Here is an 18,874-nt window from a genome sequence, read left to right on the forward strand (position 1 = left end):
TTCCATGTCGATATCAGAATCAACTCGCCTTATTCAGAATGGTTGTCCGAGTTTGGCTTAATACACTCTTTTGGTGTTTTAGGTATCTGACGTTTATTAGTTAACTTGCTTTTTCTTTCTATCTCGTTTGTATTACCAGATTCATAGGTACTTTCTATTTCTCGCTGATTTTTTAAATCAAACTGATTGCCTTTCACTTGCTTTGCGTTGAGATAGGTACGTAAAGCTTCGTGGTTGTCCTCGTAGGTTAAGCCAGAACAAATAACGCCTCGTTCAATCAATGACTTGAGTAACAGTTCATCATTCTCAATGGTGGAAGCCTGTGACAGTGAGGAGAAAATTAGAACCATTAAAGTCATTGTTTTGTGTGACATTTTTATATCAAGCCATCAGTTTTGATTATGTAACAAAATATATTTATAAAATTAACCAATCAAACTGATAATTATCACAAATCATTATCCGTTCCGGTTTCAACATTAAGAGTTAATATCAAATAAGATCGGCTATTTATTTTATTGTCAGCTATTTAGTGAATTTGTACGCATTAATAGTTGATAGTATTGATAATTAATAACAATGTTAGGCTTATGGTTACTATGCTGGAGAGCGCTTTATATAAGGTATCGGAGATTAATTAACTAACGCGATGTTCTATATTTGATGTTTAATAAATGCACGTAATAATTGAGTGTTTAGTAAATAATCACTCTCAAATTATTTTCACGAGAAATAGTATCAATTAGTTGTTCAAGCATGATTTAAAGTGCTTCACGAAAGGGGATTTGACATTTGAACAGCGATACGGGGTGATGGAAGAGAGAAAAGAGCCCAAGTTGAGGCTCTTTGGTAGCAGGTAAGCGAGTGTTTATCGCTTCTAAGATTGGGATACATCGCGATAAAAGTATCGCTCACAAACACTTGGGTTTATACGCTTGATGACGTTAGATATCAGAGCGATAACGAGCACTGAGAATACGAGCCTTCCCCAGAATATGGTGTAGAAATCGGCTCCTATCAGTAGGATCAACAAAGTATCCTCTATCAGGCTGTGGAGTAGGTTGAGCAACATGATCGCTGTGAATACGTCTCTTGCGGAGATGTGTCCCTTTTTCGCTTCATTGATTAATAATCCGCCCCCAAACGAAAGGCCAAGAGTAATCCCTATGATGGTTAGGTTGGTCGCGTCTTTGCTGATTCCCAACAACCTCAAGAATGGTCTCAACATGACTGCCATCAGTTTTTCAATTCCAACAAGCTTTAAGATCTTGAGTAGCAGTAATAGCGCTGAGATCACCATGAAGATAACCGCAAAACTCTTAATCTGATCCAAGGCCCAGGTGAGGTAACTGGTATCCGTTGATACTTCCGGTTGCCAAAGCACAGTCGCGGGGTAGTTGAGTAAGTCACCATATTGATAACTGAGGTTCAGCAGCCATGCTAATACCAAGCTGCCGCCGACTCTGACTGATAACGTTGCCAACCAACTCACGCCTGCTTTTTTGGCTATCGCACCTTCAATTGGCAGTGAATGGGCGAGAAGCATCATGCTGCCTAATACGGAGGCTTGAGCGACAGTAAGGGGAACATCGGAACTGATGAGAATGATTAACCCAGCATAGATGTTAGTGAGTATGGTGGTTGCCCATACCAAGCCCATCTCTTTTGGTAAGCCAACGCTTTCCATTATAGGGCTTAACCATTCGCTAAGAATCACGATACCGCCGAGCTCTTCGATCACTTTTATCACGATAATGATTGGAATCATGATTCGAAAAAGCGTCGAGGTGACATCGAAAATCTCTTTAAAGAGTTCTTTAAAAAATTGATAAGTGAATTTCATTGTTACGACCATTATTCGATTGTGTTGTATGAGAAGATCTTATCGCGATTGTTGTGATCGTAATTTTGAAATGGCTTTGTAAAGTTGCGTTAGATTTTTTAATTATCGTAGTATTAGAAATTATAAGTCACAAAACTATGGTTCTAAGAAATTATGGAAATAGACCGTATAGATCGAAGCATACTGGTAGAGCTTCAAAAGAATAACCGAATTCCTAATCAAGCGCTGGCTGAGATTGTTGGCTTATCACCGCCTGCTTGCTTGAAGCGAGTGAAGCGCCTGAGAGAAGAGGGCGTGATTGTGGGTGATGTGTCTATCATCAATCCTGAGCTTACTGGCAGTAAGATGACTTTGGTTGTGTCTGTGGAAATGGAGCGAGATCGAGGGGACATCTATCAGATATTTCGCCACTCTATTTCAAAGGCTGCGGAAGTGACTCAGTGTTACCAGATTTCCGGCAGCTTTGACTTTATGTTGATTGTTACGGTCAAAGACATTCAAGCCTATGAAGATTTTGTGGAGCGAGTGTTGCGTAAAGACTTAAACATTCGAAAGTTCCACACCTCTGTATCAATGAGAACGGTGAAGTTTAGTACCGCAGTGAACTTAGATGAGTCATAAACGCTAGCTTGAAGATATGTGATGCATTGAGGTTTGTGAGGTCACTGGCTTATTTTTGTTTAAATAGCAGGCATTTACACAAAATGTGATGTTCACATTTTGTCATAACTTTAATAATTGTATATATTCCTCGCCTAAAATAATAATTAACAAAAGTTAATATAATGACTGTCAGCTCATCTTCTCAATCTCGTGAAACGCTTCTCAGCGAAAACGAACAACTTGTCTCGACGACCGACCTTAAGGGCGTGATTACTTACAGTAATGATGCTTTTTGTCGTATCGCAGAATACAGCCAGCAAGAATTGCTAGGGCAACACCACAATATTGTGAGGCATGGTGATATGCCTAAAGCGGCGTTTGCCGATATGTGGGTAAACCTTAAGCAAGGTAAGGCGTGGCGCGGGATCGTAAAAAATAAGACTAAATCTGGTGGATATTACTGGGTTGATGCTTACGTTACCCCAATCTACGAGAGCGGCAAGGTGAGTGGCTATCAGTCTGTTCGTGTTAAACCGAAGAATGAGTGGGTGCAGATTGCAGATAAGGCCTACCAAGGTTTATTGAAGGCTGAGAAGTCTGGTCGCCAATGGTCATTACAGATCAGTGACAGTGTTCGCTATGCTGTCTTATTGGGCTCTCTGGCTGCGCCTCTGATTTCAAACCTTGTCGAAGTAGGGCAAGTATCCCAATGGCTTCTTAGCTTGCTGCCTGTTTCTGCATTAGCTCTGCTTTTCCGACAAGAGCTGATTGATACTCCTTTACAGCTGAAAAAACTGCAGTCGAAATTCGATAGTGTGAGCCGGTTGGTTTATTCAGGTAACAGTAAATTCTCAGTGGCCGATTTCCACTTAAAGCTGTTGTCTGCTCGAATTCGCACGGTACTCGGCCGTATGACCGATTCTGCGAAACCACTGCAAGACTTAGCCGATAATCTGAATGCTACTTCGTTTGAAGTATCAGAAGCGTTAGATCAACAAACCAAAGACATTCTACAAGTTCGTGAAGCAACGGAAGAGGTTGAAGTCACGGCGAATGAGGTCTCTTCTCGTACTGAAGAAGCGCATCAGATTGTTGATGTGACTCTACAAACCTGTGCGGGTGCTAAAGAGAGTATTAACCAAACTCACCGCAACCTTGAAAACCTAGCTTCACAGGCCGAGAAAGCCACACACACGACGTACCAGTTGAGCGACCAAGCACAGAGTGTCAGCAAGATCATGGAAGAGATCGGCGGTATTGCCGAACAAACCAACCTGTTGGCATTGAACGCTGCGATAGAGGCGGCGAGAGCGGGTGAGCAAGGTCGAGGCTTCGCAGTGGTTGCTGATGAAGTCCGTGCGTTATCCGGTCGAACATCTAAGGCGACGGTTCAAATCAAAGAGAGCATTGATACCATGCTCGCAACGATTGAGGGCTGGCAAAAAGATATTCTGGCTAACAGAGAGCAGACAGACGCGTGTGGCGATGTAGCAAAGGTAAGTTCAGAACGTTTATCGGAAGTTGAGAACCTGATGCAATCGATGAACGAGTTGATGCAGTCGGTAGAAAGCTCTGCGCATAAACAGCGTCAGCTATCGAGTGATGTAAACCTTCATATGCAATCTATCGCTTCAACGGCCGAGCAAAACCTGGTTGCGACGCATTCTGTTAAAGACCATTCAACAGAGCTGAAAGAGCAAGTGAACGAGTTCTATCAACTAGCGAAGCGTTTTGAAGAAAAATAGCTCTCAAAGATAATTAGAATGAGAAATAAGAGAAAGCCTTGCGAAATTAGCAGGGCTTTTTTGTAGCTCAACGCTTCGTTTTGAAAATCTTTGAAACAAAAATAAAACACCGTTCAATTACGAATGGGTTACACTTCTACTATTCCAATCAAACTTTGAGTTACTGAGATGCGCCCCCTTATTTTTACCGTTTTTTGTTTCAGTTTTATGAGCTTCCCAAGCTTAGCTTCAAAGGGGTCTCACTATCTCTATACGGGATATCAGAACACACGAGTTAGTGATGATGGCTTTCAAGATTACTTTGAAGGTTCTTACAACAATTCAGGCAGTAAGCAGCTTTACGGCGGCTATTTCGGAGGGAATTATGCAGTAACGGATTCTCTGTTTGTTGGTTTCGACTCTTCAAAGACGACACGATCTTCAACGACTTTGTCCGATCTGTCGATTCAATTGGGCTGGTACCATTCGGTCACTCAACAGGTTGAACTGTACGCATCTGGAGGCGTTAATTGGGTGAAACCTAAGAGACGTTCTTCGTGTCGTAATGACAGTATTCTTGACCCATGTAACAGGGAAACCAACAAAAACTACGATGAAGGATTTATCGGTGAAGCGGGCGCTGTGGTTTCGATTAACGAACGTTGGTCGCTGCAACCGTTTTACAGTTATACAGATACCTATGAACATGGTTTAAATAGCTTAGGGGTTGTGAGCTCGGTTAATATTATCTCGTGGCTTGCCGTTGATGCTGGTTATGACTACACCTATAGCAAAAACCTAAAGCAAAACACGGTTCGAGTCGGCGCGCGGTTTAGTTTCTAGTCTTTCATCTCTAACAGACAACAGACAACAGACAACAAACAACATATACAAAAATGTATGGTCCGCCCCGTTATTGCAACTACAATTAAGTAATAACGGAGTTGGTTTGCGCTAATGTATTCGGGGTCCTTGTTGGGAGCACTAGCTTCCCAGCTCCACGATGATATCCGCGCCAGATTATCCTTAAAAAGCCCAAAGCATTGATTGCTATTTTTTGTGTCAGGTTCTTAATCTGGCCGATTGACCGTTTTTGTCATCACGTTCATTGGCGTTGCAAACTTGGTTATAGCTAAACAGCCTTAAAAGCTTGGCGGTGGTATAACACCGCCCAAGCTATCCTCACTAGCTTGTTGGCTAATGCAACTACCACTACATTAAATGGTTTGGTGGCTCGTAGGTTCACAAGCCACTCTCCAAACACTTTCCCTGTCGTCTCTGGCCTAGAGAGTACAGCTCTTGCGCCATGGATAAACAGAGTTCTGAGGTGCTTATTTCCTCGTTTACTCATACCAAGTAGCTTGGTATTTCCTCCCGTTGAGAATTGCCTTGGTACAAGTCCCAACCAAGCCGCCATCTCGCGGCCATTGGTGAAGTTACTCGGAGAGCTTACATCAGCAATACACAATGTGGAGGTAAGATCGCCAATTCCAGGGATAGTTTTTAATAATTGAGCACTTTCGTTATTATCAACAATAGTTTGAAGTTTGATATCTTGGGTTTTGATTTGTTCATTGAGGTACTTGTAGTGTTCATGGATAGATATCAATTCACATAGCAAGCTTTTGGTAGTGATACTGTTTGTTCTGCTAACCATTGAAACAGAGACTTCATCTTTGCATGCCCTTTGGGAAAGCTAAGGCCAAACTCAAGTAAGATCGCGCCGATCCGCGACATAGTGGCGGTTCTCTCCTTGATATAACTATCTCTGACTCGATGAATCGCTGCGATGACTTGAGCCTCTTCACTTTTACAGCCACAAATCTCATGGTCGGTCGACTCGCAGCCTCTGCGATCGCTGAAGCATCGATGAAATCGTTTTTATTGCCTTTGACATAAGGCTTTACATACTGAGGAGGAATAAGTCGGGGTTGATGACCAAGCTCACCACACTTTCGAGCAAGCCAATGAGCACCGCCACAAGCTTCGAAAGCAATAGTTGTTGGTTCTATTTTACTAAGAAAGATTAAGAGTTGATTGCGATTAAATTTACGACGAAGCACCTCCACCCCACAACGGTTATGTGCGATAGCATGGAAGCAGTGTTTACCTAGGTCGATACCTAAAATATGAATAGAAGACATATGGTTCACCTCATTCTGAGAGCCTACTCTAAGCTTAAGGGCTTGAGAGTGAGGCGGACCATATAATTAAGCCCCGTATTTTCATGCGGGGCTTTCAGTATGCATCACCCATTTAAGGGCGGGACAATTTAATCAAGATTAAGCAAGAAGCTCTTTCGCTGTGTTTACTACGTTTTCAGTAGTGAAACCGAACATCTTGAATAGTTCGCCTGCTGGTGCAGATTCGCCGAACGTTGTCATGCCGATGATCTTGCCACCGAAGCCAACGTACTTGTACCAGAAGTCAGCGATACCAGCTTCTACTGCGATACGTGCTGTAACGTCAGATGGAAGTACAGACTCGCGGTATTCTGCGTCTTGCTTGTCGAATGCGTCAGTAGCAGGCATAGATACTACGCGTACTTTCTTGCCTTCAGCTGTTAGTTCAGCAGCAGCGCTAACCGCTAGCTCTACTTCAGAACCAGTTGCGATAAGGATAAGCTCTGGTTTGCCTTCGCAATCTTTCAGGATGTAACCACCCTTAGCGATGTTAGCTACTTGCTCAGCGTCACGGTCTTGCTGTGCAAGGTTTTGACGAGAGAAGATAAGCGCAGAAGGACCATCTTTACGTTCGATTGCCAGTTTCCAAGCAACTGCAGATTCAACTTGGTCACATGGACGCCATGTGCTCATGTTTGGAGTTAGACGTAGAGAAGCGATCTGCTCAACCGGTTGGTGAGTAGGACCATCTTCGCCTAGGCCGATAGAATCGTGCGTGTAAACTTGGATGTTCTGAGTTTTCATCAGAGCTGCCATACGCATTGCGTTACGAGCGTATTCCATGAACATTAGGAACGTTGCGCCGTATGGTACGAAACCACCGTGCAGAGCGATACCGTTCATGATAGCCGTCATACCGAATTCACGTACACCGTAGTGGATGTAGTTACCAGAGAAGTCGTTTGCTTCAAGCGACTTAGAACCAGACCACATAGTCAGGTTAGAAGGCGCAAGGTCAGCAGAGCCGCCCATGAATTCAGGTAGCATAGCACCGAACGCTTCTAGTGCGTTTTGAGATGCTTTACGTGATGCGATGTTTGCTGGGTTAGCTTGAAGATCAGCGATGATTGCCGATGCTTTCTCTTCCCATTCAGCAGGAAGATCACCGTTTACGCGGCGTTTGAATTCAGCTGCCAGCTCAGGGTATGCTGCTTCATAAGCTGCAAGTTTCTCGTTCCACGCTGCTTCCTTAGCTGCGCCTGCTTCTTTCGCATCCCACTCTGAGTAAACTTCCGACGGAATTTCAAAAGGACCGTGCTCCCAACCTAGTTGCTTACGAGTTGCTGCGATTTCGTCAGCGCCTAATGGTGCACCGTGACAGTCGTGCGTACCTGCTTTGTTTGGAGAACCAAAGCCGATTACTGTTTTAGTACAGATTAGAGTCGGACGAGGATCTGCTTTAGCTGCTTCGATAGCCGCGTTGATAGCGTCAGCATCGTGACCATCAACTGCTGGGATTACGTGCCAGCCGTAAGCTTCAAAACGCTTAGGTGTATCGTCAGAGAACCAACCTTCAACTTCGCCATCGATAGAGATGCCGTTGTCATCCCAGAAAGCAACCAGCTTACCAAGACCTAGCGTACCCGCTAGAGAACATGCTTCGTGAGAGATACCTTCCATCAGACAGCCATCACCCATGAATGCATAAGTGTAGTGGTCTACGATGTCGTGGCCTTCTTTGTTGAACTGTGCCGCCAGTGCTTTCTCAGCCATCGCCATACCAACAGCGTTGGTGATGCCTTGACCTAGAGGACCTGTAGTCGTCTCGATACCAGGTGCGTACCCGTACTCTGGGTGACCAGGCGTCTTAGAGTGCAGTTGACGGAAGTTCTTAAGGTCTTCAATTGAAAGCTCGTAACCTGCTAGGTGAAGCAGAGAGTAAATCAGCATTGAACCGTGGCCGTTAGACAGGATAAAACGGTCGCGGTCAGCCCACTCTGGGTTTGCTGGGTTGTGGTTTAGGTGAGAACGCCAAAGTACTTCAGCGATGTCAGCCATACCCATAGGTGCGCCTGGGTGACCAGAGTTTGCTTGTTGTACGCCGTCCATGCTTAGAGCACGAATAGCGTTAGCTAGATGTTTGCGATTCATAAGAACTTCCGAATAAAAATTAAGAAAAACAAAATTGATAAAAGTAGGGGAACTGAACGTTCCCCTATTTGAATTTGGTAAGAATGATTACAGCTTAGCTGCGATCATGTCTTCTAGTTTGCCTTGGTCAACGGCGAAGTTGCGGATGCCTTCAGCCAGCTTCTCTACAGCCATTGCGTCTTGGTTGTGGTCCCATAGGAACTCAGCGTGAGTCATCGCTGCTGGACGCTCTTTAGTACCGTTAGAGTCGATTAGCTTCTCTACTACTTCGCCTTCTGCTGCTTCTAGGTCAGCTAGAAGTTGAGGTGCGATAGTTAGACGGTCACAACCAGCAAGTTCAAGGATCTCGCCGATGTTACGGAAGCTTGCGCCCATAACAACAGTTTTGTAACCGTGGTCTTTGTAGTAGTTGTAGATATCAGAAACAGAGATTACGCCTGGATCTTCTGAAGCCTCGAAATCACGACCTTCTTTCGCTTTGTACCAGTCCATGATGCGACCTACAAAAGGAGAGATTAGGAATACGCCAGCTTCAGCACAAGCACGAGCTTGAGCGAAAGAGAATAGAAGCGTTAGGTTACAGTTGATGCCTTCTTTCTCTAGGATTTCAGCAGCACGGATGCCTTCCCAAGTAGAAGCCAGTTTGATAAGGATGCGGTCGTTAGTGATGCCAGCGTCATTGTACATTTTGATAAGTTGACGAGCTTTAGCAACGCTGCCTTCCATGTCGTAAGAAAGACGAGCATCTACTTCAGTAGAGATACGGCCAGGTACAACTTTCAGGATTTCTTTACCGATGTTTACGTTAAGCATGTCGCAAGTGTCTTGAACTTGCTGTGCTTTGTCATCGCTTTGCGCTTTAGCGTATTCGATAGAAGCATCGATTAGAGGTGCGTACTCAGCAATTTGAGCAGCTTTAAGAATTAGAGATGGGTTAGTTGTTGCATCTTCAGGAGTGTACTTGCTGATAGCTTCGATATCGCCAGTGTCAGCTACAACAGTTGTTAGTTTACGAAGTTGCTCTAATTTATTGCTCATTTTGATCATCCTATGTATCGCATAACACCTCGTTAATGGGAGAGGTGTGGGCATTTGCAAGCTAACTAATGAAGTTCTCAATGGTTGTACCAGTGAGCCAAACTTACATTAATTTAAATTTTTCTCCGAACGAACATTTGCACAGAACATTTGATCGCTCGATGAGTAAATGATGTAGCCATATTTATCCGATCTAGCACCAAAGTCAACGGTAAATAGTCCTGTATGGTGACTTCAGTCAAATATATTTCGCTCTAGTAATCATGGGGTATGCAAGCAAACGTTTAACGGGCAGAGTGAGGTGAATTCATCAACAATAAAACCAAGGCTATCACCGTGAACAAATGTTCCTTGTCGTTACATATGTTCACAGTGTAAACTTGTGTATCACTTGCTGATGCCTCGAATATTTGTTCTCAAAGCAGGTAAAATAATTGTTAAATATAGGTTGCGTGGTATATGAGTAAGAATATCCAAGATGTTTCCGAAGAAAACACTGATCTCCTCACTGAAGTGGCAGTTGCTTATTATCAGGATGGCGCGACACAAGAAGAGATCTCCAAAAAGTACTCTATCTCTCGTGCAAAGGTTGGTCGAATGCTCAAACAAGCCCGAGATGAGGGTATTGTGGAGATCACGGTGAAATACCACCCTGTCTTTAGTGCGAAGATCGAGCAACGCTTGATTGAACGCTTTGGTGTGAAACGTGCACTTGTGGCACTAGACCAACCGAACGAAGAGAAGCAGCGACTCCAAGTTGCAGGTTTAGTGTCTAACTATTTAACCAGTACCTTGAAAAACGGCATGGTGGTGACAGTAGGACAAGGGCGAAACGTATCGTCTGTTGCTCACCACACTGGCGTAATTACGCCACGTGACTGTAAATTCGTGTGTGGTATCGGCGGTATTCACCCAAGAGGCGGTATGTTTAATGCCGACCATATATGTAGGCAGCTAGCCAAAAAATACGGCGGCTCTTCTGAGACCTTATACGCGCCTGCTTATGCAGAAAACAAAGCGCAAAAAACCGCGTTCATGGAAAACAGCACCGTTAAGCAAACACTCGATTTAGCTCGAAAAGCAGACGTTGCTTTAGTCGGTATCGGTGACATGAGTGAAAACAGCTACATGGTCGACCTAGGTTGGTTTACTGCAGGCGAGGTTGTTCAGTCTCGATTACTACAAGGTGTGGTCGGTGACTTTGCAGGTTACGACTTTTTTGATGTACACGGCAAAGCAGCAAACACAGTAATGAGTGACCGAGTCATAGGCTTAGGTTTAGAAGAATTTCGACCAATAGCAGAAGTGATCGCCATCGCCGCCGAGAACAGTAAACCGTTAGCTTTATTAGGTGCATTAAGAACCGGCGTAGTCGATGTTATAGCAACCAGTGTAAGCAATGCTTTGACAGTACTTAACTTGGATGAGCAGATGAAGCACGCTGAGTTAGACGAAAACTGCTAAAGTATGAATGCTATTGAGAAACGAAAGGGAGCCCATTTGGGCTCCCTTTTTTGATTCATCGCGTTATTCGCGAGCTGGGTGAGATTAACTGACAGTTATGCCGTCGGTTCTGGTTGTTCTATTGTCTCAACCTGAGTTGGTGCTAGATACTCACTCAGTTCATCGTAAGGGATAGGGCGTGAGAAGTAATAGCCTTGCATTAAATCACATCCACAAGCCTTTAGAATCGAGAAGTGCTCGTTTGATTCTACGCCTTCTGCCAATACCACCATGCCGAAGTTTTTACCGATTGCGATAATGTTTTGCACCATAGTCAGTGACTGCTGGTCTATAGCTATGTTCTCAATGAAACTCTTATCAATCTTAAGTTCGTCGATAGGGAGTGCTTTCAACATGCTCAACGATGAGTAGCCAGTACCGAAGTCATCCAGAGAGATCTTAATATCGTTTTCTTTAAGCGCTTCAAACAGTGGTTTCACTATAGCCACATCTTCAATGAACAAGCTTTCGGTAATCTCTAGTGTTAAACAGCTTGGAGAGAACTGATACTTCTCAAGCGTAGCGAACAAGTGGTCAGAGAACGACTTATGTGAAAACTGACGTACAGATATGTTAATCGACAGCCCGATCTTCTGTTCTGTCGTTCGATGCAAATGAGCGATCTGCATAATGCTCGATTCAATAATAAACGTACCGAGTTTTTGCATTAAGCCCGTACTTTCTGCGACTGGAATAAACACATCGGGCGGGACAAAACCTAACTCGTCATCAATCCAGCGCACAAGTGCTTCGACACCATGAGTGCTCTTATCGGTACGCACTAAAGGTTGAAAAGCCATGAACAGCGTCTGCTTCTCGATAGCGATACGTAGCCTCTGTTCTACTCTCATTTTGTAGAGGTGAGCGTCTTGCATCGCCGTGGTGAAAATGCTGTACGAGTTCTGTTGTTGCTTCGCTTTGTACATCGAAATATCGGCAGAACGGAGCAAGCTATCCAAATCTTTCCCGTGTTCAGGGAAGCGCGCAATACCGATGCTGCAACCTAGTAAGAACTGAGAGTGTTCGACTTCATAAGGTTGAGAAAGCACTTCAATAATTCGCTCGGCGAGTCGTTTAATCTCAGATTCGTTCGTTAACGGCGTTAAGAATAGAAACTCGTCGCTCGATTCACGTACCAACAAGCTGAGTCGTGAGCGGAATCGCATCAAACGTAACGCAATCTGTTTGAGTACCTTGTCACCGAAGTCGTGCCCGTGAGTATCATTAACACATTTAAAGTTATCGATATCGATAAACAGCAGTGAGAATTGCTCAGACTCATCTTCAATCCATTTATCAATATTTCGACGCATGTATAAGCGGTTTGGCAGAGAAGTTAATGGATCGTGATTCGCTGGTAGATCAGCTGGCTTCGCGTTCTTTGCTCGTTCTTGGCAATCGACTTAACCAAAATGTAGAAACCAAATTGAAGGAAAATAAAGGCGCCGAAAAGAATGCCAAACTCTTGGATGAAGATGCTATCAACGTGAGTAAGATCTGTGCGTCCAACGACCCAGAGTTTGTAATCTGGAATGTATTTAGCGCTGACCAATGAGTGGTACATGTCGTCATCGACGCTGAAAGAGTATGTGTTATTTCCTGTTTTCGCTTCTTCGAGACTGACGTTCACTTGTTGTGCAAAACGATGAATGATGCGTGTTACTGCATCATTATCAACCGGCTCAAGATAAGCTTCGAGCGATTCAATATCGCTCGAATAAAACTGTCGGTAATTGTCGGGTCTTAGCAAGGTTAGGGTGTTGTAACTACCAGCGTGTGCATTATTTTCGAATACTATTGTGCTATCTAAGCGTAACCCCGCAGTCATTACGGCATCAATGGTCTTACCGTCCACTGAAATCGATTTTCTTAATGGGATGACTAGGCTATCTAGAGACTTTTGAAAATAGGTACGCCCTAGAACCATCTTGTCACTTGAAAGTGCTTCTAGAAAGGAGTCTCGAGTTTGTGGAAGCTCAAGTAAGTTGTCTTGGTCTGCCAGTTTGAGGTTTGAGCTAACAGACAAGTAGTCGCCCTGTGTGTTCAGCAGACCGAATGCAGTAATCGCTGGATGAGTCTCAAGCAGTTTACCCAATATTGGACGAATTTGAATGGCGGCAGTACGAGTGAAGTCAGACTGTTGAGCCAATTGATGACCAACAACTTCAAGAAGGGCTTCTTGACTGGTGAGAAGCGAGCTTACAGAGCTAGAAAACAGCTCAACTTGGATATGCTGTTGCTCAATGAAGTCATCTCTGTTTGCTTGCCACTTGGTTACGCCCAACACGGCGAAAAGTATCAAGGTAAGCAGTACGATCAGAGCGTACAGCGACCAGATATTTTTCTTGAATAGAGCCATGAGATGCCTTTTGTTGGTTACTACTTCTAACAGAGTGCAAGTGACAAACTATTGGGTCGTCAGTGTGATTCATGCAATGAAAGAGACAAACGCCAATGATGAAAGTATCAATGATTAAATAGTGTAACGACTACGAACGAAGATTCTTGAGTGAAATATTAATATTCACACGAGCAATAACGATTAGTGCATGATTGCTCACGATTTATGCTTTGCAAATTTATACAGATTAATAAAAGAACAGTGCTAATCTAGATTTGGCCTCAAACGAATATAGCGTTACCACAAAGAAAGAGCTTATTCAGTGAGATGTTAAGTCGTCACTAACAGTAAGCCCTTTATGCATGCGCAGTATATTCTAACAGTAGCAGTAAGCGAAGTTGAATTACTTTTTGGTCACAGCGATAGGTAATTGCTCGTTAGCACCCCATTCAGTCCATGAGCCGTCGTAAACACCCATTTCGCTCGAATATCCTGCTAGCTTGGCGGCAAGAAGAATGATGCAGGCTGTCACACCGGAACCACAACTAAAAAACATTGGTTGAGAGGGGTTTAAAGCTAACATTGAAAAGATGTCGGATAGCTCTTCTTGGGATTTCAATTTGCCTGCATTTAATACTTGTGCGAAGGGCAAACAAATAGAATTTGGAATATGGCCACTGCGCAAGCCTTCACGTGGCTCTGGTACTTCTGAATCGAAACGAGCTTGTGAACGTGCATCTAGAATGTTTGCACTCTTAGCATCGGAATAACTTTGGATTTGTTGAGCATTTACGAAGTAGTTGTCTTGAATATGACCTTCGAAGTTACCCGGTGTTACCTGAGTTCTGTACGAAGTGTCTGTGGCGTAACCGGCTTCGATCCATGCAGGTAGACCACCATCTAAGATGTAAACGTTTTTGTGCCCCATTGCCATAAACATCCACCACGCACGAGGTGAAGCCAAGGTTCCTGAGTTATCGTAAACCACAACTGTACTGTCTTGATTGATACCAATTTCCCGAGCACGAGTGTTGAAGTGTTTTTCGGAAGGGAACATATGAGGAAGCAAGGTATGCTTGTTGCAAAAATCTTTGTCGTAATCAAAACGAATAGCACCAGGAATCATTTGTCCTTTGATCTTTTCCGACTCACTTGGGATCTGAAATTCGATACTGGCGTCTAGGAGGATGATGTTGTCTTGTTCTAGCAAACGTTGTTGAAGCTGTTCCGGTGAAATGAGTGGCTGATTCATTCTTCTTATATCCATTCTTGTTGTAGTTATTACTGTGGTTATATCGACGACTAAGGCGCAGTTCTACAGTGGATGAACTGATAACTGCTTTGCCCGGTTATTTGATTGTTTAATGTATCAAGCGCGACCACAGAATCAATAGGGCAGTCTGTGGTAGGTGCAATGGAAACGCGAAATACTTGATTATCTTCTGTCTGAACGGTGAGGTAACGTCGGTGCCCGTCTAGTGACTGAGTGAGAGTATTGGAAATCACTTTGGCTTGAATACGTTGTCCTGTCTCAGAGGTCAAAGGGAAATAGGTAAGAGCCAACAGTACGCCCACACCACACATTAAGATAAATAGACCTATTTTTAACTGTTTCATGAGAGTAAGTCTTTGAAGGTTATCTTGAAAATATAAGTGAGATCGGCGTTAAAGTGAATCAAGTCAATCAGAAACAATGAACTCACTCTAGATTCGAACCCAAACAAAAAGTGAGCATTTCAGCTCACTTTAAAATTATCAGTAATGAGTTATGAAAAACTCTTAACTAAGATCTTTACCAAACGATTTGAGAATCCGTGCTAGATACCACTTGTTGTAATGGTGGCTGACCATCGTAAAACCAAATTTCGACCAAGAGAGAGTCGTGGTTCACAGGAGCAGTAAAGTTAGAGGCAAATACGCCATTGTTTAACGAGCCTGCAATCACTTTACTTGAGTAGTCCGGTTTCAATGTAGAGTCATCTCGCGTGCTAAAACGACTATAAACGGTGACAAATGAGCGAGCGGTAGAAATGCTACTGATGTCGATGTCGAGATCAAATTGCTCTATTGAGCTGTAATCAAAGCCATCGGGCACAACCACATCACTCATTGTATAGGTTGGTGTTGCTGCCGCACTTGTTACCGGAGAAGGCGTTGTCGTCACTGGCGTTGAAGGCGCAGCGGGAGTCGACGGTGTTGCTGGTGATGGCGTAGATGCACTGCCTCCACCACCGCCCCCACAACCAACTAATACCAGTGGAGTGACAGCTAAAATAACAGCCAACGATTTCTTCATATTCCAAGTGCTTTGTGCAGACATACGATTTTCCTCCGATAGATTGCGACTTGAATCAACGCAATGAGCTTTTCGATATTGTTTATTTTGAATAGTCATAGCATTTCTCCTTATGGCACGTAGCATTGGTTGTCTGCAGGTGATTCATGCCACGTTTGATTCGTGTCACCACCGGACTCTGCGTATTGTTTGAACTCTGGATAAGCGGTAACAATATCCACATACTCTTGAGGCCATTGCCACTCATCGGTTGACGTGATGATCAGTGCCCAAGGGTGGTTCTCTGCCGTTTTGAAATATTTACCTGTTGATGGGTTACTGTCATCGACACCTAATCCAGCTTCAAAGAGGTTATCGGTATCAAAGGCTTCCGTTGGTGCTTGGTCTGTTAGGTGAATTTCCCAACTGCGTCCTGGGTGCAGAGGTAGGTTTTCACCGTGATAGTAGCCAGGTGTTGCAAAGATAAACGGGTCGTAAGGCATATCTGTCCATGTATCAGTACTGATACCATCGCCCGATAAGCTGATTCCTATTTGGAAAGAGAACTGTTCGTCGTCTTTACATGAGTTACTGGTTCGATAGAAGGTACATGATGTCTCTGTTTTAGACGTTAAATCTTCGGCGGCAATAAATATCGCTTCACTACGTCCGTCCTCCATGTCTAAGTCAGTAAAGACGCCATTGTGTTTCATGTAAGAATTACCGCTGTCTACCGAGCTTGGAGCAAGGTTTGGTAAGCGAACAGCGAAACCATTCCTATAGGTTGCACCAACAGCAGCTAGGCGACCGTCGATAGTGGATTTCACTACTTTTCCGTCTTTTAGGATTTCTGTGATTCGATACATAATTACGGCATCACTCATGTCGTAGTCGGCTTTATACGGCCAGTTGTCTTCATACGCCAAGGTTGCGTAACCCGAAGCGCTTGGGAAGTAACGAGCTGTGGCACCGTCATTAAGAACATCGACTTGAATATCAACTACCTCGCCAGATGTTGAACCACCAAAGTAGCTCAGGTTGGTTTGTTGACTGAATCTGAAACGAGCCCAAGTTGTCCCTGTTAGTGCGTTGATATCAACATTAAGGAACAGGTCATTCTCACCCGCATCCAATTGGTAGTCGGTAAATACTTGCTCATTAGCGCCATCGAAGCTGCCATCTTGGTTCCAATCAATCCAAGCTGAAAGGTAACCGGTTGTTGAAGCTTCAATCACAACTTTTGAATCGAGTCCGGCTTCAAGTGCGGTAACAAAACCGATACCACCGTTTGCCCATTCATCATCAATGCCAACACTTTCATCAGATTGCGGTGTTACGTAGCCATCAAGGTCTGCGTCGGGTGCGTCTGTACCTAACCAAGTGATGCCATCCAGTTCATGTCGAGGGCCATTGCTTGCTAATAGAGTAAGGTAGCTGTTTGGTGCGTCACCGAAGTCGATGTTTGAGTCTTCATCAACAACAGGAGCATTGGCACAACGAGCACCATCATTTTGATTGGAAGCAGGGCCGTTTGAGACAAACTCAACGGCTGGAACAATCCCGGCAGCGATATTGGCCGCATTGTCTGGAGATAGGTTGATACGGTAGATCTTACCGTCTTGATTTCGAGATACGTAGTAATAGCCGTTTACATCGAAATAACCTGCACCGAACGTACCTGTTTCTCCAGTATCACCGATGTAGGTTTCTGCACCCGTTGTAGGATTAAAGCTGTACAAGCCACCAGAGTTGTTGTCGATACCATATAAAGAGCCATCACTTGGGTGGAAGGCAAAATCAGTTAATTTCACCGTTGCTGGGCTGCCTGCGATTTTGTTGACCGTTACGGTTGCATTAGGATCTGAATCGAGAGGGGATAGATCAACCGTGAACAGCCCCTTACCGGTGCGGTACAGGTAGTAAACATGGTCGTAGACATCGCCGACATAGAAGGTATGGTCGGTTGGTAATCCGCTGGTATTGATGACTTCTGCTTAGAAGTCTTGCCCAAGACGTACTAGGCGTTTGTTTGTGGTGTCATATCCGTAGATGTATCTGTCTTCGAAGTCAAAACCGACACCGTTGATGTTAGCGTTCATCCCCGTATCGTCTTCTAGTAGGGTAGTTGAACCAGTAACGAGGTTGACTCCCCAGACTTGAACTGGAGTGGATTGAAAAAGGTATGCCTTACTAGGGCAAGTATCGAATGGCGCTGCGTTGGCGACCAGTGGCGCACTTAATAGCAAACTTAACGTTGTAATTCTCATATCTACATCCTTGTGATGGAAGGTCTAGATACTTAATCAAGTAATGTGCCATTTTTAAATTATTGATTTTAATGCTTTTTATTTTTGATAATTCAAGTTTTTGTTGTTTTCTCAAAATGAGAATTCAAATGAAACTAATCTCTTAATAACTATTTCAATTTGATAACCCTGAGTAGAAGCTAAACTTCAGACATAAAAAGCCCTGACTTATCGTCAAGGCTTAGGTTCTCGATAGGGGGATATGGTTTAGTCTATCCACACACCGAACAGTTAGGCATGTTCATTAAATTCATTTCACGCCAGCTGTGTGACATGGCATCGAGAATCAGAAGCTTACCTTGTTTTGGCTGTCCAAATTTAGCAATCACCTTAATGGCTTCTAGAGCTTGAGCAGCGCCCACCATGCCGACAACAGGAGCCATCACACCGGCTTCGACACAACTTAGTGCCGCATTGCCGAACAGAGCGCTTAAGCATTGGTAACACGGTGCATTTTCGTCTTGATAGGTGAATACGCTAATCTGACCTTCCATACGAATCGCAGCACCAGAAACCAATGGCGTTTTAGATGCGTAGCATAAGCGGTTAAGTTGATTGCGCGTTTCAACATTGTCACTGGCATCAAGCACTAACGAATGCGCTTCAATGAGCTTCGCTAGTGTCTCGTCATCAAGCCTGTGATCGACGGTCTCAACTTTAAGGTGAGGGTTCAATACCTGTAGCGACTCTGCGGCTGAATCGACCTTCTTCTTACCAATATCAGCATCGGTGTGAAGCACTTGTCGCTGCAGGTTTGAAAGCTCAACAACATCATCATCGATTAACGTTAGCTTACCAATGCCTGCTGTCGCAAGATATTGGGCAGAAGCGCAGCCTAAGCCTCCTGCACCTAACACCAGTATTGAGCTTTGTTTCAGCGCTTCTTGGCCCTCAAAATCAAACTGTTTAAGGATGATCTGGCGGTTGTAGCGAAGCATCTCTGCGTCAGAAAGTATTTCCATCAGCA

At 44.1% G+C, this 18,874-nt stretch carries 12 protein-coding genes and 3 pseudogenes; 4 read left to right on the plus strand and 11 right to left on the minus strand.

Annotation, left to right across the window (positions count from 1 at the left end):
* Window positions 1–29: 29 nt before the first annotated feature.
* Window positions 30–374, minus strand: coding sequence for a hypothetical protein (locus tag ITG10_RS21370; RefSeq protein WP_017631706.1), 345 nt, complete (start codon window positions 372–374; stop codon window positions 30–32).
* Between the two features lie 503 nt (window positions 375–877).
* Window positions 878–1,843, minus strand: coding sequence for a hypothetical protein (locus tag ITG10_RS21375; protein ID WP_026084336.1), 966 nt, complete (start codon window positions 1,841–1,843; stop codon window positions 878–880).
* Window positions 1,844–1,996: 153 nt separating this feature from the next.
* On the opposite strand from ITG10_RS21375, the gene ITG10_RS21380 reads away from it, so the two are divergent.
* From ITG10_RS21380 to ITG10_RS21390, 3 genes are all read left to right on the plus strand, one after another.
* Entirely contained in the window at window positions 1,997–2,464 is a 468-nt protein-coding gene (locus tag ITG10_RS21380; RefSeq protein WP_017631704.1) for an Lrp/AsnC family transcriptional regulator, read from the plus strand.
* A gap of 164 nt (window positions 2,465–2,628) precedes the next feature.
* Window positions 2,629–4,191, plus strand: coding sequence for a PAS domain-containing methyl-accepting chemotaxis protein (locus ITG10_RS21385; protein WP_017631703.1), 1,563 nt, complete (start codon window positions 2,629–2,631; stop codon window positions 4,189–4,191).
* Between the two features lie 207 nt (window positions 4,192–4,398).
* The gene (locus ITG10_RS21390) at window positions 4,399–5,013 is read left to right on the plus strand and encodes a hypothetical protein (protein ID WP_017631702.1); all 615 of its coding nucleotides are present in this window, start codon (window positions 4,399–4,401) and stop codon (window positions 5,011–5,013) included.
* Window positions 5,014–5,302: 289 nt separating this feature from the next.
* Here the strand turns inward: ITG10_RS21390 and ITG10_RS21395 are convergent.
* The 3 genes and pseudogenes from ITG10_RS21395 to tal form a co-directional block, all read right to left on the minus strand.
* A pseudogene (locus ITG10_RS21395) lies at window positions 5,303–6,314 on the minus strand (IS110 family transposase).
* A gap of 138 nt (window positions 6,315–6,452) precedes the next feature.
* The gene (gene tkt / locus ITG10_RS21400; RefSeq protein WP_017631684.1) at window positions 6,453–8,444 is read right to left on the minus strand and encodes a transketolase; all 1,992 of its coding nucleotides are present in this window, start codon (window positions 8,442–8,444) and stop codon (window positions 6,453–6,455) included.
* Window positions 8,445–8,531: 87 nt separating this feature from the next.
* Window positions 8,532–9,482, minus strand: a complete 951-nt coding sequence (gene tal, locus ITG10_RS21405; protein ID WP_046209277.1) for a transaldolase — start codon at window positions 9,480–9,482, stop codon at window positions 8,532–8,534.
* Between the two features lie 459 nt (window positions 9,483–9,941).
* Between tal and ITG10_RS21410 the strand changes: the two genes are divergently transcribed.
* Window positions 9,942–10,946 (plus strand): sugar-binding transcriptional regulator, encoded by a 1,005-nt coding sequence (locus ITG10_RS21410; RefSeq protein ID WP_017631121.1) that lies wholly within the window; start codon window positions 9,942–9,944, stop codon window positions 10,944–10,946.
* 95 nt (window positions 10,947–11,041) lie between these two features.
* Here ITG10_RS21410 and ITG10_RS21415 read toward each other — a convergent pair.
* The 6 genes and pseudogenes from ITG10_RS21415 to moeB all read right to left on the minus strand — a co-directional run bounded on the left by ITG10_RS21415 (window position 11,042) and on the right by moeB (window position 18,869).
* Window positions 11,042–13,344: pseudogene (locus ITG10_RS21415) on the minus strand (EAL domain-containing protein).
* A 385-nt stretch (window positions 13,345–13,729) separates the two neighbouring features.
* Complete coding sequence (locus ITG10_RS21420; RefSeq protein ID WP_017631122.1) at window positions 13,730–14,578, minus strand: sulfurtransferase; 849 nt, start codon at window positions 14,576–14,578, stop codon at window positions 13,730–13,732.
* 50 nt (window positions 14,579–14,628) lie between these two features.
* Window positions 14,629–14,943: a hypothetical protein gene (locus ITG10_RS21425; RefSeq protein ID WP_017631123.1), complete on the minus strand. Its 315-nt coding sequence runs from the start codon at window positions 14,941–14,943 to the stop codon at window positions 14,629–14,631.
* Between the two features lie 175 nt (window positions 14,944–15,118).
* Window positions 15,119–15,721 (minus strand): hypothetical protein, encoded by a 603-nt coding sequence (locus ITG10_RS21430; RefSeq protein WP_017631124.1) that lies wholly within the window; start codon window positions 15,719–15,721, stop codon window positions 15,119–15,121.
* Between the two features lie 11 nt (window positions 15,722–15,732).
* Window positions 15,733–17,868: pseudogene (locus ITG10_RS21435) on the minus strand (LruC domain-containing protein).
* Between the two features lie 251 nt (window positions 17,869–18,119).
* Window positions 18,120–18,869, minus strand: coding sequence for a molybdopterin-synthase adenylyltransferase MoeB (moeB, locus tag ITG10_RS21440; protein ID WP_017631127.1), 750 nt, complete (start codon window positions 18,867–18,869; stop codon window positions 18,120–18,122).
* Window positions 18,870–18,874 lie beyond the last annotated feature (5 nt).

The sequence above is a fragment of the Vibrio sp. ED004 genome, assembly GCF_023206395.1.
Classification (GTDB): Bacteria; Pseudomonadota; Gammaproteobacteria; order Enterobacterales; family Vibrionaceae; genus Vibrio.

What these genes read in the sequence shown, in the direction of transcription:
- ITG10_RS21370 (WP_017631706.1), bottom strand. Translation starts at nt 374, where the DNA reads ATGTCACACAAAACAATGACTTTAATGGTTCTAATTTTCTCCTCACTG.
- ITG10_RS21375 (WP_026084336.1), bottom strand. Translation starts at nt 1,843, where the DNA reads ATGAAATTCACTTATCAATTTTTTAAAGAACTCTTTAAAGAGATTTTC.
- ITG10_RS21380 (WP_017631704.1), top strand. Translation starts at nt 1,997, where the DNA reads ATGGAAATAGACCGTATAGATCGAAGCATACTGGTAGAGCTTCAAAAG.
- ITG10_RS21385 (WP_017631703.1), top strand. Translation starts at nt 2,629, where the DNA reads ATGACTGTCAGCTCATCTTCTCAATCTCGTGAAACGCTTCTCAGCGAA.
- ITG10_RS21390 (WP_017631702.1), top strand. Translation starts at nt 4,399, where the DNA reads ATGAGCTTCCCAAGCTTAGCTTCAAAGGGGTCTCACTATCTCTATACG.
- tkt (WP_017631684.1), bottom strand. Translation starts at nt 8,444, where the DNA reads ATGAATCGCAAACATCTAGCTAACGCTATTCGTGCTCTAAGCATGGAC.
- tal (WP_046209277.1), bottom strand. Translation starts at nt 9,482, where the DNA reads ATGAGCAATAAATTAGAGCAACTTCGTAAACTAACAACTGTTGTAGCT.
- ITG10_RS21410 (WP_017631121.1), top strand. Translation starts at nt 9,942, where the DNA reads ATGAGTAAGAATATCCAAGATGTTTCCGAAGAAAACACTGATCTCCTC.
- ITG10_RS21420 (WP_017631122.1), bottom strand. Translation starts at nt 14,578, where the DNA reads ATGAATCAGCCACTCATTTCACCGGAACAGCTTCAACAACGTTTGCTA.
- ITG10_RS21425 (WP_017631123.1), bottom strand. Translation starts at nt 14,943, where the DNA reads ATGAAACAGTTAAAAATAGGTCTATTTATCTTAATGTGTGGTGTGGGC.
- ITG10_RS21430 (WP_017631124.1), bottom strand. Translation starts at nt 15,721, where the DNA reads ATGACTATTCAAAATAAACAATATCGAAAAGCTCATTGCGTTGATTCA.
- moeB (WP_017631127.1), bottom strand. Translation starts at nt 18,869, where the DNA reads ATGGAAATACTTTCTGACGCAGAGATGCTTCGCTACAACCGCCAGATC.